Here is a 14,818-nt window from a genome sequence, read left to right on the forward strand (position 1 = left end):
GGTCAGAGGGCGGCCGGGCCGAGCCGGGCCAGGGTGTCGAGCAGCTTGGCCCGGCTGACGAACACCTCGGGCGGCAGCGACACGTACAGCTGGATGGTGGTGACGCCCGGGCGGTGGTAGGCGAGGATGCGCTCGCGGCACTCCTCGGGCGAGCCGCTGACGAAGAGCCCGTCGACGACCTCGTCCGGCAGGGCCTTCTGGGCGCCCTCCGGGTCCCCCGAGGCCCAGAGCCGGTGGGTCTCGGCGAGCAGGTCGCCGTGGCCCAGCCACTCGTGGAACTTGCGGTACGGCTCGCGGTTGAGGATCCAGGCCAGGAAGGGCCGGGTGGCGCGGTGGGCGTAGTCGGTGTCCTCGGTGGGGCAGACGAAGACCTTCACCACCAGCTCCTTGCCGGGCGGCTGCGGGCCGACGGTGTCCAGGATCTTCGGCACGTCGTGCGGGAACAGCAGGTTGGTGATGACGCCGTCGCCCTCGTTGAAGCCGAGCCGGAGCATGTTGGGCCGCAGGGCGCCCAGGATCACCTTGACCGGTTCGGCCGGCGGGTGCGGCAGCCGGTAGCCGGTGATGTCGAAGGTGTCGAACCCGCCGGTGACGTACTCGCCGCGCAGCGCCCGGGTGACGAAGCGCAGCACGTCCCTGGTCCGCTTGAACGGCTCGTCGAAGGGGATGCCGTTGATGTCGGTGACATGGGCGGGGACGGAGGCGCCGATGCCCAGCAGGACGCGGCCCGGGGCGAGTTGGGCGAGCGTCGCGGCGGTCTGGGCGAGCACCGCGGGGCCGCGGGTGTGCACCGGGACGATGCCGGTGGCGATCCGCAGCGACGGGGACCACGCGGCGGTGGCGGCCAGCGGGGTGAAGGCGTCGGTGCCGCCGCCCTCGGCGCTCCACACGTCGGTGTAGCCGAGGTCGGGCAGCCGCTCGACCAGGAAGCGGTGCCGGTCGATGGTCAGGCCCGGCAGGGGCAGGGTGATGCCCCACTTGGGCGGCTGGGTCTCGGTGTGGTGGGGCGGGTACGGGGTGGTCATCGGACGGCGGTCCTTCCGGGGGTGCTCGGGCGCGGTGCTGGGGACGGTGGGGCCGGAGTGGTCAGCCGACCCACACCGTGGTGAGGTCGAGGAACCAGGACCGCGGCTGGACGAGTCCGTGGACCTTCGGCGAAAGGGCCCGCGGGTTGCGGTCGTTGACGACGAACAGCCACGGCGCGTCCTGGGTGACGCGGGCCAGGGCCTGGCGGTACCCGGCCTGCCGGGTGGCCTGGTCCGGGTCGGCGGCCGAGGAGGCGAGCAGCCCGTCGACCGCGGGGTCGGCGTAGTGGCCCGTCCAGAACGGGCTCTTGGAGCCGATGAACAGCGGCAGCAGCGCCTCGGACTGGAACAGCGTCGTGGACTGGGCGACGGCGTCGGACCCGAGTGCCACCTGGCCCTTGGCCTCGGCGCCGATCAGGGTGGTCCAGTCGGTGGTGCGCAGCTCGACCTTGATGCCGACGGCGGCGAGGTCCCGCTGGAGGGCCTCGGCGATCGGCACCGGCAGCAGGTTGCCGCTGCCGCCGGTGGGCACGGTGACGGAGGTGCTGAAGCCGTTCGGCAGGCCCGCCTCGGCGAGCAGCCGGCGTGCCCGGGCCGGGTCGTGGGAGTACACGTCGCCGGCCGGGTCGTAGGCGGCGGTGGCCCGGGGCGCGGCCTGGTAGGCGGGGTCGGCGGTGCCGTGCAGCAGCTTGTCGGCGATGGCCTGGCGGTCGATCGCGTAGTTGGCGGCCCGGCGCACCAGCGGGTTGTCCCAGGGGGCCTTGGAGGTGTCCAGGATCCAGTACCAGAGGTGGTCGTAGCTGTTGGTGGCGACGGTGACGCCGTCGGCCTTGAGGCTGTCGATGTCGTCCGGGTTGGGGTACTCGATCCAGTTGACGCCGCCGGAGCGCAGGGCGGCGGTGCGGGCGGCGGCGTCCGGGAGCGCCTTGATCACGAGCCGGTCCAGCTTGGGGGCGCCGCGCCAGTAGCCCTTGTTGGCGGTGAGCTCGATCTGCTGGCCCTCGGTCTGCGAGACGAAGGAGAACGGGCCGGTGCCCACCGGGTGGCGGCCGAAGTCCGCCGACCCTGTCTTGCGGATGGCGGTCGGGCTGGCGATCAGGACGTGGGCGAGGTCCTCCGGGAAGTGGCCGTTGGGCTCGGTGGTGACCAGTTCGACGTGGTCGGCGTCGGTCTTGCGGTAGGAGGCGATGTCCCCCGCGTACTCCGCGGCGGCGGCGCCGAGGGCGTCGGTGTACTCGGGGCTGCTCTTGTCGAGGTAGCGCGCCAGGTTGAACACGACGGCGTCGGCGTCGAAGGGGGTGCCGTCCTGGAACGTCACGCCCTTGCGCAGGGTGAAGGTCCAGGTCTTGCGGTCGGCGGCGACCTGCCAGTCGGTGGCGAGCGCGCCGGTGACGACCGGCGGCTTGTCGGTGCCCTGGAGCAGCTCGTAGCGGGTGAGGCCCTCGTAGAGCTGGAAGGAGACCAGCCGCTTGCCCTCGAAGCCGGCGCCGCCGATCACGGTGTCGGTGTTGGGCAGCTTGCCGGTGGCGCCGACGACCAGGGTCCCGCCGCGGCCGTCGCCGCCCGCCCCGGCGGAGCCGCCGCCGGGCCCGGCGCAGCCGACGGCCGCGCCGAGCAGGGCGACGGCGGCCGGCAGGGCGACGGCTCTGGAGCGGGTACGGGCGGTGCGCTTCATGGTGATTCCTCGTCGGTTCGGTGGTGCTCGGTGGTACTCGGCGGTGCTTCGGCGGTAGGGCGTGCGGGGCGGGCCGGTGGCCTGGCGGCGGTCAGGGAGCGGAGGGGACGGTGCCGGTGGCGGCGTCCAGCAGCGCCCGGGTGTACGGGTGCGCGGGGGAGTCCCAGAGGCGGCCGGCCGGGCCCTCCTCGACCACCCGGCCGTCCCGCAGCACCAGCACCCGGTGGGCGAGGTGGCGGACCACCGCGAGGTCGTGGGAGATGAACAGGTAGGCCAGGCCGGTGCGTTCGCGCAGCTCGGTGAGGAGGTCGAGCAGCCGGGCCTGTACGCCGCGGTCCAGGGCGGAGGTCGGCTCGTCGCAGACCAGCAGGTCCGGCCCGGTGGCCAGGGCCCGGGCGACGGCCACCCGCTGCAGCTGCCCGCCGGACAGCTCGCGCGGGTAGCGGGCGGCGAGTGCGGGCTCCAGGCCGACCCGGTCGAACAGCCGGGCGACGGCCTCGCCGCGCTCCGCGCGCGGGGTGCCGTGCAGCCGCAGCGCGAAGGCGACCGCCTCCCCGGCCCGCAGGCTCGGGTTGAGCGAGCCGCGCGGGTGCTGGGGGACGAACTGGAGCCGGCCCCGCAGCGCGCGGTCGGCCCGGCCGCGCAGCCGGTGCGGGTCGCGGCCGGCGAAGCGGACGGTGCCGGTGTCGGGGGCCAGCAGGCCGAGGGCGAGGCGGGCCAGGGTCGACTTCCCGGAGCCGGACTCGCCGACCAGGCCGACCGTCTCGCCGGGCGCGAGGGCGAGGCTGACGCCGTCCAGTGCGGTCCGGCCGCCGTAGCGCTTGCCGACGGCGTCCAGGACGAGCAGCGGGGCGGTGGTGTCGTGGTCGGCGCTCATCGGCGGGCTCCCGGTTCGGCGGCCACCAGGGCGGCGGTGAAGGCGTGCTCGGGCGTTTCCAACAGCCGCTCGGCCGGGCCGAGTTCGACGACCCGGCCGGCGCGCATGACGGCCACCGTGCCGCCGATCCGGCGGGCCACCGCGAGGTCGTGGGTGACGACCAGCAGGGCGATGCCGCGCTCGGCGCGCAGGGCGGTGAACAGGTCCAGGATCCGGCCGCGGACCAGCGCGTCCAGCGCGGTGGTCGGCTCGTCGGCGATCAGCAGCTCCGGGCCGCAGCAGACCGCGAGGGCGATCGCGGCGCGCTGGCGCAGGCCGCCGGAGAGCTCGTGCGGGTACGCCCGGGCGACCCGCTCCGGATCCGGGACACCGGCGGTGGCGAGCAGCTCGGGGACGGCGGTACGGGCGGCGCGGCGACCGGCGGCGACGCCGTGCCGGCGCAGCACCTCGGCGAGCTGGGAGCCGATCCGGCGCAGCGGATCCAGCGAGCCGCCCGGGTCCTGCGGCACGTAGCCGATGCGCCGGCCGCGGACGTCGGAGAGCGCGCGCTCGTCCAGGGCCCGCAGGTCCGTCCCGGCGAGCCGGACGGCCCCGGTGACGGCGGCGCCGCGGCCGGGCAGGCCGAGCACCGTCCGGGCGACGGTGGTCTTGCCGCTGCCGGACTCGCCGAGCAGCACCAGGGCGCCGCCGGCCCGCAGGGTCAGGCCGACCCCGTCGACGGCCCGGACGCCTCCCGGGTACTCCACGCCCAGGTCGTCGACCTCCAGCAGCGCGTTCACCGGTCCACCTGCTTCGCGGGTCGTCGGGCCGCGGCCGGGACGGCGCGCGGCAGGTGGGCGGCGGAGTCGCCGACGCGGGTGCGCAGCGCCTCCCCGAGGGTGTTGAACAGCACCGAGACGGCGAGGATGACCAGGGCCGGCAGCACCGCCACCCAGGGGTGGGTGAGCAGGGCGGGCCGCAGCTCGTCCAGCATCGCCCCCCACTCGGCGGCGGGCGGGGCGACCCCGAGCCCGAGGAAGGACAGCCCGGCGGCGTACACGACGGCCAGCCCGACCAGCGAGGAGGCGTACACCAGCACCACCGGCGCCACCACGGGCGCGACCTGGCGCAGCGCCAGCGCGCCCCAGCCGGCGCCGCTGACCCGGGCGGCCTCCAGGTACTCGGAGCCGCGGATCCGCCGGGTCTCGGTGAACGCGACCCGGGCCACCGCGGGGGTGAGGACGACGGACAGCGCGAGCACGGTCGCGCCCAGGCCGGGGGTGAGCAGCGAGGCGACGGCGATCGCCAGCAACACCCCGGGGAAGGCGTAGAGGACGTCCAGGGCGCGCAGCAGGGCCTGCTCGGTGAACCGGCCGCCGAGCCCGGCGGTGATGCCGAGCAGCGTGCCGGCGACGGCGGCCACGGTGACCGGCACGAGCCCGCCGGTGAGCGAGGCGCGCCCGGCCCAGATCAGCCGGCTCAGCAGGTCGCGGCCCTGCCCGTCGGTGCCCAGCGGGTGGCCGGGGCTGCCCGGGTCGAGCAGCCGGTCCGCGAGCCGTCCGGCGGCCGGGTCGTACGGGGCGACGAGCGGGGCGGCGAGGGCGAGCAGCAGCAGGAGCGCGACGAGGACGGCGGGGACGAGCAGGCCGAGGTCCCGTCGGGAGCGAGGGCGTGCGGCCATGTCAGGCCCTCACCCGCGGGTCGATCGCCGCGTGCGCCGCGTCCACCAGGATGTTGACGCCGACGAAGGCGACCGCCACCACCAGCACCCCGCCCTGCACCAGGGGGAGGTCACGGGCGGTCAGGGCGTCGTACAGCAGCCGGCCGACGCCGGGCCAGGCGAACAGGGTCTCCACGAAGACCACCCCCTCCAGCAGGTAGGCGAGTTGCAGGCCGCCGATGGTCAGCAGCGCGGGCGAGGCGTTGTGCACGCAGTGCCCCAGCACGGCGGCCGGGCGCAGGCCGCGGGCGCGCAGCGAGTCGGCCAGCTCCCCGGCCAGGACGGTGCCCAGTGCGGCCCGGAACACCCGCGCGGTGAGCCCGAGCGGCACCAGCGCGGCGGCGACGGCCGGCAGCACCAGGTGCCGGGCGAGGTCGGCCGGGCCGCCCGAGCCGAACACGTCGTGGGTGCCGCCCGCCGGGAGCCAGCGCAGCCCGACCGCGAACACGGCGATCAGCAGCAGGGCCACCGAGTACTGCGGGGCGGACACCGCGAGGGTGGACAGCGCGCCCGAGATCCGGCCGCCCGGGCCGTGCGGGCGCAGCGCGCCGACGGCGCCGAGCGCCACCCCGCCGGCCAGCACCAGCAGGAAGGCCGCGGCCGTCAGGGTGAGGGTCTGGCCGAGCGCGGGGAGCAGCAGGTCGGCGACCGGCCGCTGGCCCGAGACGGACGTGCCGAGGTCCCCGGTGAGCGCGTGGCCGAGCCACTCGGCGTAGCGGACGGGCAGCGGCCGGTCCAGGCCGAGCCGCTCGGTGAGCTCCCGGCGGGCCTCGGGCGGCGCGCCCGGGCCGAGGAAGGCGGTGACCGGGTCACCGGGGACGAGCGCGACGGTCGCGAAGACCACGGCGGTGACGCCGAGCAGGGTGGGGACGGCCAGCAGCAGCCGGCGCAGCAGGAACCTGGTCACCCGCCGGCCCTCCGGGGTGGGGCGCCGGGCGGGCCGGCGGCGGGCCGGTGGGGCGGGGCGGGCATGGCGGTGTCGCTCCTTCGGGACGGGGATCGGTGGGGCCGGGCCGTCGACTCGGCCTCGCGGCAGGGGGATCGGGGAAGCGGGCGGGGGCGGTCGTGGGTGCGCCGGGGCACCGGTTCGACGGCGGCGGCCGCTTGGAGGAGCGTTGCGGACGGACGGCCCGGACAACCAGTCAGTTCCTGATGCTGTTACTCCCGGTCACAGCATCCGCGGTGTGCCGCAGTGCCGTTGCCCGGGCCATCGGGGCCCGGTCCCGTCCTTGACCTGCACAAGGGACCGGACCTAGGGTTCCCCGCATGGCTATTCGGCGGACCGACTTCACCCTGGTCGGGATCGGCGGCTCCTGGCACCGCAGGTCTTTCGACGAGCTCTGTCGACCGCGCGCGACGCGCTGACCGCCCCGGTCCCAACTCCGCCGCGGTCGGCGCCCCCTCCTCACCCGGATCCGCCCCCGACGCCCTCGTGAGCGTCCCGGCGCATCCCCGTCACAGCAGCACGCGTCCATGGGGCCGAACCAGGCCGCCGACTAGGGGGACCGCACCGCCATGCCCGACCGCAGACGTCCTGCCTCCGCTCCCGGAGGTGCCCGATGGCAGCAGTGAGCACCTTCGCCGGCCCGCGCGGCCGCCGGCTTCCCGGCCGCCGCGCCGCGTGCGGCGCCACCGCCCCGGGGGACGCCCCCGGCACCGCCCCGGCCCCGCCGCAGTGCGAGATCGACAATCCGCTCGACCTGATCGCCGGGCACCAGCTGCTCGCCGAACCGGCCCCGCCCGCCGCGGGCCGGACGGCCGAGGGCTGCGCCTGCGGTCACCCGATGTGCGTGGACGGGGAGCCCGAACGCACCGGGCCCGCCCGGGTGTTCCTGGTCGAACGGCACTCGGTGGCCAGCGCCGGGCTGCGCAGCGTGCTGGCCACCGCGCCCGGGCTGACGGTGGTCGGCTCCACCGGCGATCCGCTGCGCGCCGTGGCCGCGGTGCGCCGGACGGCCCCGGACGTCGTCCTGCTCGGCTCCGGCGCGAACCTGGAGGAGGACCTGGCGGCCGTGGTGGCGCTGCGCGGACCGGACGGGGCGCCCGGCGCCCGGGTGCTGCTGCTGCGCCGGGCCGAGTCCACCGCCGAGGCGAGCCGGATGCTGCTCGCCGGAGCGGGCGGCTGCTTCCCGCTCGACCTGGGCGGCGACCGGATCATCGGGGCCGTCCAACTCGCCGCGGCCGGCGGGTCGGTGTTCCTGCCGGCCCCGCCGCCCGCCCGGACCCACACGACCGGCCCCGCCCGGCACCTGGGCGAGCGGCCGCCGCAGCAGGCCGGACTGACCGGACGCGAACGGGAGGTGCTGGTCAAGCTCGGGCAGGGGCTGAGCAACGCCGAGATCGGGCGCGAACTCGCCCTGGCCGAGGCCACCGTGAAGAAGCACCTCACCCAGGCGATGCGCAAGATCGGGCAGCCCGACCGGCTGCGCGCCGCGCTCTACGCCCACCGGCACGGGCTGGCCGGGTAGCGCCCGTCACCTCGCCGCCGGCGCGGCGAGGTCCGCGGCGCAGGCGTTCCACCGCCCGAGGGCGGGTCCCGCAGTACGCGGGGCCCGCCCTTCGCCGTGCCCGGGCACCGGCCGCCGGCCGCCCGGCGCAGGGCGACCTTCGGAGCATGCGCACGGCGACGATCGGCGCCCTGACCGGCGCCGTTCGGGGCTACCGGGGCGATCCGGCCGGTTCGTAGCGTGGCGGTACGACGACGACGCGACGGTCCGAGGGCCGTTCAGCCGAAGGGAGATGACCCGATGGGGGGTGTGTCCGACGGGACCGGCGGTCCGACCGGCCCCGGTGTGCGTGCGAGCGGGGACGGCGGCCCGTGGACGGCGGTGCTGGCCGTCGAGGACGCACGGGGCGAGGGCCCGGAGCAGCAGCGGTCCCCGTACCGCGCGATGTCGGACGCCGAGCGGTCCGCGCTCTGGCGCCAGCGGCTGCACGAGGCCGAGGCCGGGTTGACGCGCTACCTGGTGTCGCGGGGGGACGAACTGCACCTCACCGACTGGTTCGTGCTGCAGTCCGAGCTCTTCGCCGACCTGCCCGACCCGGACGCCCCGGCCGTCGAGTGGCAGCGGGTGTTCTTCCGCGACCAGGCGCTGATGGAACGCTTCCTCGTGCTGCGCCACGGCGAGGAGGTGCTCGCGGACTGGGCCCGGTCCAACGCCGAGGTGTACCGCGAGGTCGAGCCCGACCACGGCCGGGGCGCCGCCGATCCGATCCACCGGATCGCCCGGCAGGCCGAACTGTACGGCTCCGACTACGAGTTCGACGACGACGCGGCACCCGGCCCGGAACGCGCGGCGCTCACCATCACCCACTGCGCGATCTGGGACTACCGGGAGAGGGCCCGCCGCTCCGGCGTACGGCTGACCCTCGCCTCGCCCTGCACGTACTGCACCGAGGCGCTGTCCGCCAACATCCGCGCCAAGGGCTACCTCCCGGCGCACCGCCTGACCCACAGCCCGACCGGCCACGGCTGCCGCTGGGAGTCCGCCACCGCGACCGCGACCACCGACGCCGCGCCGGCCGAGTCGCCCACCGCCGCTGCCACCGCCACCGCCACCGCCACCGACGAACCCGGGGAGTCCTGACATGTGCGGCATCACCGGCTGGATCGACTGGGACACCGACCTGCTCCACCAGGCCCGGACCGTCCAGGAGATGACCGCCACCCTGGCCTGCCGCGGCCCGGACGCCGACGGCGTCTGGCTCTCCCGGCACGCCGCCCTCGGCCACCGCCGGCTCTCCGTGATCGACCCGGACGGCGGCGTCCAGCCGCTCGCCGACCGCCCCGGAGCGGACCCGGCGGCCGTCCTCGGCTACAACGGCGAGCTCTACAACCACCGCGAGCTGCGCACCGAACTGGAGGCCCTCGGACACGTCTTCCGCACCCGCTCGGACACCGAGGTGGTGCTGCGCGCCCACCTCCAGTGGGGCCGGTCCGCGCCCACCCGGTTCAACGGCATCTTCGCGTACGCCCTGTGGGACGCCCGGCGCGAGGAACTGCTGCTGGTCCGCGACCACCTGGGCATCAAGCCGCTGTACTGGCACGCCCACGCCGGCGGCGTGCTGTTCGGCTCCGAGCCGAAGGCGGTGCTCGCCAACCCGCTGTTCCGCGCCGAACTGGACGCCGAGGGCATCGCCGAACTGTTCGCGCTGCCCGCCGCGCCGAGCGCCGGCCACGGGATCTTCCGCGGCCTGCACGAGGTCCGGCCCGGCCACCTGCTGGCCGTCACCCGCGCCGCCACCCGGGAGGTCCGGTACTGGCGGCTGGAGTCCGCCGAGCACCGGGACGACGCCGCGACCACCCGGCAGACCGTCCGCGACCTGCTCGCCGACGCCGTCGAACGGCAGCTGATCAGCGACGTGCCGCTGTGCACCCTGCTCTCCGGCGGCGTCGACTCCAGCGCCGTCACCGCCCTGGCCGCCGCCGCCCGGGAACGGGCCGGCCAGGGGAAGATCACCAGCTTCTCGGTCGACTTCCCCGGCAGCGCCGACCGCACCCCGGACGCCTGGCGCACCACCCGCGACGCCCCCTACGTGGCAGCCGCCGCCGAGCACATCGGCACCCTGCACACCACCGTCCTGGTGCCCGACGACGACCTGCTGGACGCCCGCGACGCCGTCCTGCGGGCCCGCGACCGCCCCGGTTGGGGCGAGATGGACGCGTCCCTGCACCTGCTCTTCCGCGAGGTGCGGCGGCGCTCCACCGTCGCCCTGTCCGGCGAGGCCGCCGACGAGATCTTCGGCGGCTACCCGTACTTCCACGACGCCGCGGCCCTCGCCGCCCCGACCTTCCCCTGGCTGCACGGCAAGGCCACCCCGGCCGACCTGCTGCGCCCGGACGTGCGGGCCGAGGTGCGCCCCGAGGAGTACACCGCCGAGGCCCACCGCCGCTCGATCGGCGAAGTGCCGCGCCTGGCGGGCGAACCGGCCGCCGACGCCCGGCTGCGCGAGGTCTTCCACCTCGCGCTCACCCGCTGGCTGCCCCCGCTCCTGGACCGGGTGGACCGGGTCTCGATGTCCGTCGGACTGGAGGTACGGGTGCCGTTCTGCGACCACCGCCTGGTGGAGTACCTGTGGAACGTCCCGTGGGCGCTCAAGGCACCGGACGGACGGGCCAAGGGCCTGCTCCGCGACGCCGTCCGGGACCTCCTCCCGCCGCAGGTCACCGACCGGCCCAAGAGCGGCTACCCGTCCACCCCCGCCGTCCGCTACACCGAGGTGCTGACCGCGCGCGCCCAGGAGCTGCTGGCCGACCCGAACGCGCCGGTCTTCGAACTCGTGGACCGCGCCCTGGTCCGCCGGCTGCTCGCCGAGGGGCGGCCGCTGCCCAGCCCGCGCACCGCGCCGAACCCGGTCGGCGGCCTCGACCACCTGGTCCAGGTCGACGAGTGGCTGCGCGCCTACCGGGTGGGGCTGCGATGAGCGGCGCCGCACCGGCCGTACCCGACGCCCAGGCGACCGCCGAGCCGACCGCCGAGCCGACCGCCGACGTGACCGCGGAGGTGAGCGCCGAGGAGTTCCGCACCGCCGCCCGCGGCTGGACCAGCGGGGTCGCGGTGGTCACCGCCCGCGCGGGCGAGGAGGTCTTCGCCAAGACGGTCTCCTCCTTCGGCACCCTGTCCCTCGACCCGCCGCTGGTCACCGTCGCGATCGGCCGGCACAGCCCGCTGGTGGCCGCCGTCCTGGCCGGCGGACGCTTCGGCGTCTCCGTCCTGACGGACCGGCAGGCGGAGCTGGCCCGGCGGTTCGCCACCCCCGGGGCCGGGCGCGCGCCCGGCGCCTTCACCGCCGCCCCCATGCGGACCGCCGCCACCGGCGCCCCGCTCCTGGAGGCCGCCCTGGCCTGGTTCGACTGCCGGCTGCACGCCGCGCTGCCCGGAGGCGACCACACCATCCTGGTCGGCCGGGTCGCCGCCGCGTCCCGCGGCACCGGCGCACCCCTGCTCTACCACGACGGCCAGTACCGGCTACTGGCCCCGGCCCCCCTCACCACCACCGGAGTTGGCGCATGACACTGCTGGACACCGCCACCGGCCGCGGCGCGCCCGCCGCCGCCCGAGGCCTGCTGACCGGCGACCGCTACCGGGCCGAACTCGACGACGGACGCGAGCTCTACCTCGACGGACAGCGGATCGCGAACCCCGCCGACCACCCCGCGTTCCGCCCGGCCGTGGACGAGCTGGCCCGCCTGCTGGACCTCCAGCACGACCCCGACCACCACGAGCTGCTCACCTGGCAGGACCCCGACAGCGGCCTGCGCCTGGCCCGCGCCTACCAGCCCCCGCGCACCCTCGACGACCTCCGGCTCCAACGCCGCAGCGCCGAGTTCTGGCACGCCGAGGCACTCGGCCAGCAGGGCCGCTCACCCGCCTTCATGGCCTCCATCGCCGTCGGCGTCTACGACTTCCGGCACCGGCTGGCCGAGGCCGACCCGCGCTTCGGCGCCAACGCCGAGGCCTGGTACCGCCACTGCGCCACCAACGACCTGGTCCTCTCGCACGCCCTCGGCGACCCGCAGATCGACCGCTCCGCCAACCCCCTCGACGACCCGGACCTCGCCCTGCGCGTCGTCGAGGAGAACGACCGCGGCATCGTGGTGCGCGGCGCCAAGCAGCTCACCACCCTCGCCCCGCTCGCCCACGAGGTGCTGGTCTACCTCTCGGCCTCCTTCACCGAGGGCCGCGGCGAGCAGTTCGTCACCTGGTTCGCCCTGCCGCTCAACACCCCCGGCCTGGTCACGCTCGCCCGCGAGCCGCTCGGCAGCGCCCCCTGGGGCCACGCCCACCCGCTCGGCGCGCGCTACGACGAGCAGGACGCGATGCTCTTCTTCGACGACGTCCTGGTGCCCTGGGACCGCGTCTTCCTGCTGCGCGACGCCGGCCTCGCCCGGCTCGGCCTCGGCCGGATCAACGCCTGGAGCGCCTACATCGGCCACATCCGCTACCGCGAACGGCTGCGCACCCTGCTCGCCACCGCCAGCCTGGTTGCCGAGTCGATCGGGGTGGACGGCTTCCGCAACATCCAGGAGGACCTCGGGCGCCTCGCCGGGTACGCCGAGCTGACCGAGTACTTCCTGGACGCCGCCGAGGCCCGGGGCGCGCTCACCGACGGCGGGCTGTTCGCCCCCGGCGACACCGCCGCCTCCCGGGTCTGGTCGGCCGAGGTGGCCGGCAGCGCCGTCGAGATCGTCCGCCGGATCGGCGCCTCCGGCCTGCTGATCCAGCCCACCGCGGGCGACCTCGCCAACCCCCGGCTGCGCCCGCACCTGGACCGCTACATGCGCGGCCGCGGCATCGACGCCGAGCGCAAGGCCCGGCTGTTCCGGATCGCCTGGGAGCTCACCGGCGACGGCTTCGGCCAGCGCCAGGACCTCTACGAGTACGTGCACCGGGGCGACCTCGCCCGCAACCGGATCAACATCTTCAAGCGGTACGACCAGAGCGGGGCCCGCGAGCGCCTGCTGCGGCTGGTCGACCGGCCCGCCGACACCGAGGAGAACCAGACGTGACCGCCTCCGCCGTCGAGATCCAGTCCCGCACCCTCGCCGGGTACGCCGACGCCAGCCGGCTTCGCCAGGTCCAGGACCGCGACTGGGCGCTCGACCGGGTCACCGGCGCCCCCGAGTCCCTGATCGACCTCGGCAGCGGCATCGGCCAGCTGCTGGAGGCGGCGCTGGAACGGTTCCCCACCCTGCGGCGGGCCGTCGGACTGGAGCGCTCCGAACACCGGATCGCCGAGGCCGCCGCCCGGCTGCTGCCGTACGGCGAGCGGGTCGCCCTGCACCGGGCCGACCTCACCGCGCCCGAGCCGCTGCCGTTCCGCGCCGACGTGATCACCCAGACCTCGGTGCTGCACTGGCTGTACCCGCAGGAGGAACGGATCTTCGCCTGGGCGGCCGCCCACCTCGCCCCCGGCGGCAGCTTCCTGCTCACCACCTACCACCCCGCCCGGGACGAGCACGGCCTCGGCGGCGAGGACGAGATCGTCCGGGACGCCCTGGTGGCCCTCGGCACGCCGTACGAGGAGGTGCCCGGCGTCCTCGCCCGCGGCGGCGTGCTGCCGATCGCCACCCGCACCAGGACCGTCGAGGACCTCACGGAGGTGATCGGCCGGCACCTGCGGGTGGCCGGGCACCTGGAGCGCGACGCCGTCGTCACCGTCGACGGCGCCGAGCAGTACGAGCACTTCCACGCCGCCACCTTCGGCGACTACTACAGCAGCCTGGTGCCGGAGGACCGGCGGGCCGACTTCTTCCGGGCCGTCGGCGAGAGCGCCTGGCGCCGGCAGCGGGAACGCGGCCACGTCAGCCACATGCCCGTCCGGCTCTGGACGTTGAGCCCCCGTTAACAGCGTGTGTAGCCCGCCGCTCACCCCTGGGAGGAGCGGCGGGCTGCCCCTACGCTGGGGAGCGTCCCGCGCCGGGGCCCGTCCCCGCGCCCGGGGCGCCCCCGCGTCGAAGGACGCCCCGCAGCACGACGAGCCACCGCCACCGACCACGGCCGAGGAGCCCCACCGTGTCAACCCACCCCGCCGGACGGGAACTCGGCGCCTTCCTGCGCGCCCACCGAGAACTCCTCAAGCCCGCCGACGTCGGCCTCACCGCCACCACCCGCCGCCGCACCCCCGGGCTGCGCCGCGAGGAGGTCGCCTCCCTCTCCGGGGTCGGCCTCGCCTGGTACACCTGGGTCGAACAGGGGCGGGTCGCCGCCTCCCGGCAGGTGCTGGAAGCGATCGCCCGGGTGCTGAAGCTGGACGACGCCGGCCTGCGGCACGCCCTGCGGCTGGCCGGCTTCCACGAGCCCGCTCCCGCCGCCGGCGAGGGCGGCGCCGACCGCATCACCGAGGCCATCCGGCCGGTCCTCGACTCCTGGCCCACCAGCCCGGCCGTCCTGCTGGACCGCCACTTCGACCTGCTCGGCTGGAACGCGGCCTGGGGGGCGGTCTGGGGCGCGCCCGAACTGCTGCCCGCCGACCGGCGCAACCTGATGTGGGTGATGGCCGCCGACCGGCGGGTGCGGGCCGTACTGCGTGACTGGGAACCGCTCGCGATGAGCGTCTTCCAGCACTTCCGGGCCCAGGCGGGCCCCGCCCTGGCCGAGCCCCGCACCGGCGAGGTCTACCGCTACCTGGACGAGGACGCGCCGGAGCTCCGCCACTGGTGGGGATGCCACTCGGTGGCGGAGCTCACCGTCCGCACCGTCACCGTGGAGCCGGCCGGCCTCGGACCGGTCCGGCTCACCCTGTCGTCCTTCCATCCGGTGGACGACCCCTCCGCGACGGTGCTGCTGTTCACCCCGACCGGCGCCGCCGACCGGGCGCGGATGACCGAACTGGTCGAACACCCGTTGCGCGCGGTCGGCGGCGTGGAGGCGGAGCGCCGGGTCGGCTGACCCGGCGCCCGCGCGTCGGACCTCGTCGGACCTCGTCAGGCCTCCGGTACGGAACGGGCGGCGGCCCGGTGTTCCCCGCCGAGTTCCACGACGAGCTGCGCTGGTCCGACGTGCTGCTCAACCGCCCCGAGCTGCCCCTGGTCGAGACCG

13 protein-coding genes are annotated in these 14,818 nt (G+C 76.1%); 7 read left to right on the forward strand and 6 right to left on the reverse strand.

What is annotated here, in order from left to right; all coding sequences use genetic code 11:
- Positions 1-2: 2 nt before the first annotated feature.
- From ACWD4P_RS08840 to ACWD4P_RS08865, 6 genes are all read right to left on the reverse strand, one after another.
- Positions 3-1,025, reverse strand: coding sequence for an LLM class F420-dependent oxidoreductase (locus ACWD4P_RS08840; protein WP_359823037.1), 1,023 nt, complete (start codon positions 1,023-1,025; stop codon positions 3-5).
- A gap of 61 nt (positions 1,026-1,086) precedes the next feature.
- Positions 1,087-2,700 carry an ABC transporter substrate-binding protein gene (locus ACWD4P_RS08845; RefSeq protein ID WP_449779088.1) on the reverse strand — a complete coding sequence of 538 codons (1,614 nt, stop codon included), beginning with the start codon at positions 2,698-2,700 and terminating at the stop codon, positions 1,087-1,089.
- 91 nt (positions 2,701-2,791) lie between these two features.
- Complete coding sequence (locus ACWD4P_RS08850; RefSeq protein WP_449779089.1) at positions 2,792-3,577, reverse strand: ABC transporter ATP-binding protein; 786 nt, start codon at positions 3,575-3,577, stop codon at positions 2,792-2,794.
- Complete coding sequence (locus tag ACWD4P_RS08855; RefSeq protein WP_449779090.1) at positions 3,574-4,356, reverse strand: ABC transporter ATP-binding protein; 783 nt, start codon at positions 4,354-4,356, stop codon at positions 3,574-3,576. Before ACWD4P_RS08855 ends, ACWD4P_RS08850 begins: the two co-directional genes overlap by 4 nt.
- Positions 4,353-5,237 (reverse strand): ABC transporter permease, encoded by an 885-nt coding sequence (locus ACWD4P_RS08860; RefSeq protein ID WP_449779091.1) that lies wholly within the window; start codon positions 5,235-5,237, stop codon positions 4,353-4,355. The genes ACWD4P_RS08855 and ACWD4P_RS08860 overlap by 4 nt, the downstream gene beginning before the upstream one ends.
- Position 5,238: 1 nt before the next feature.
- A complete protein-coding gene (locus ACWD4P_RS08865) occupies positions 5,239-6,183 on the reverse strand; it encodes an ABC transporter permease (protein WP_359831400.1) in 945 nt (314 codons plus the stop codon).
- A gap of 652 nt (positions 6,184-6,835) precedes the next feature.
- On the opposite strand from ACWD4P_RS08865, the gene ACWD4P_RS08870 reads away from it, so the two are divergent.
- The 7 genes from ACWD4P_RS08870 (at position 6,836) to ACWD4P_RS08900 (ending at position 14,668) form a co-directional block, all read left to right on the forward strand.
- Positions 6,836-7,744, forward strand: a complete 909-nt coding sequence (locus ACWD4P_RS08870; protein WP_449779092.1) for a response regulator transcription factor — start codon at positions 6,836-6,838, stop codon at positions 7,742-7,744.
- A gap of 279 nt (positions 7,745-8,023) precedes the next feature.
- The gene (locus ACWD4P_RS08875) at positions 8,024-8,863 is read left to right on the forward strand and encodes a hypothetical protein (protein WP_449779093.1); all 840 of its coding nucleotides are present in this window, start codon (positions 8,024-8,026) and stop codon (positions 8,861-8,863) included.
- A 1-nt stretch (position 8,864) separates the two neighbouring features.
- Complete coding sequence (asnB, locus tag ACWD4P_RS08880) at positions 8,865-10,700, forward strand: asparagine synthase (glutamine-hydrolyzing) (RefSeq protein ID WP_449779094.1); 1,836 nt, start codon at positions 8,865-8,867, stop codon at positions 10,698-10,700.
- A complete protein-coding gene (locus ACWD4P_RS08885) occupies positions 10,697-11,290 on the forward strand; it encodes a flavin reductase family protein (protein WP_449779095.1) in 594 nt (197 codons plus the stop codon). The genes asnB and ACWD4P_RS08885 overlap by 4 nt, the downstream gene beginning before the upstream one ends.
- On the forward strand, positions 11,287-12,786 hold the full coding sequence (locus tag ACWD4P_RS08890) for a 4-hydroxyphenylacetate 3-hydroxylase family protein (protein WP_359827141.1): 1,500 nt from the start codon (positions 11,287-11,289) through the stop codon (positions 12,784-12,786). The genes ACWD4P_RS08885 and ACWD4P_RS08890 overlap by 4 nt, the downstream gene beginning before the upstream one ends.
- Positions 12,783-13,625: a class I SAM-dependent methyltransferase gene (locus ACWD4P_RS08895; protein ID WP_449779096.1), complete on the forward strand. Its 843-nt coding sequence runs from the start codon at positions 12,783-12,785 to the stop codon at positions 13,623-13,625. Before ACWD4P_RS08890 ends, ACWD4P_RS08895 begins: the two co-directional genes overlap by 4 nt.
- A gap of 167 nt (positions 13,626-13,792) precedes the next feature.
- Positions 13,793-14,668, forward strand: a complete 876-nt coding sequence (locus ACWD4P_RS08900; protein WP_449779097.1) for a helix-turn-helix domain-containing protein — start codon at positions 13,793-13,795, stop codon at positions 14,666-14,668.
- Positions 14,669-14,818: the final 150 nt, after the last annotated feature.

Source organism: Kitasatospora sp. NPDC002543, assembly GCF_053594915.1.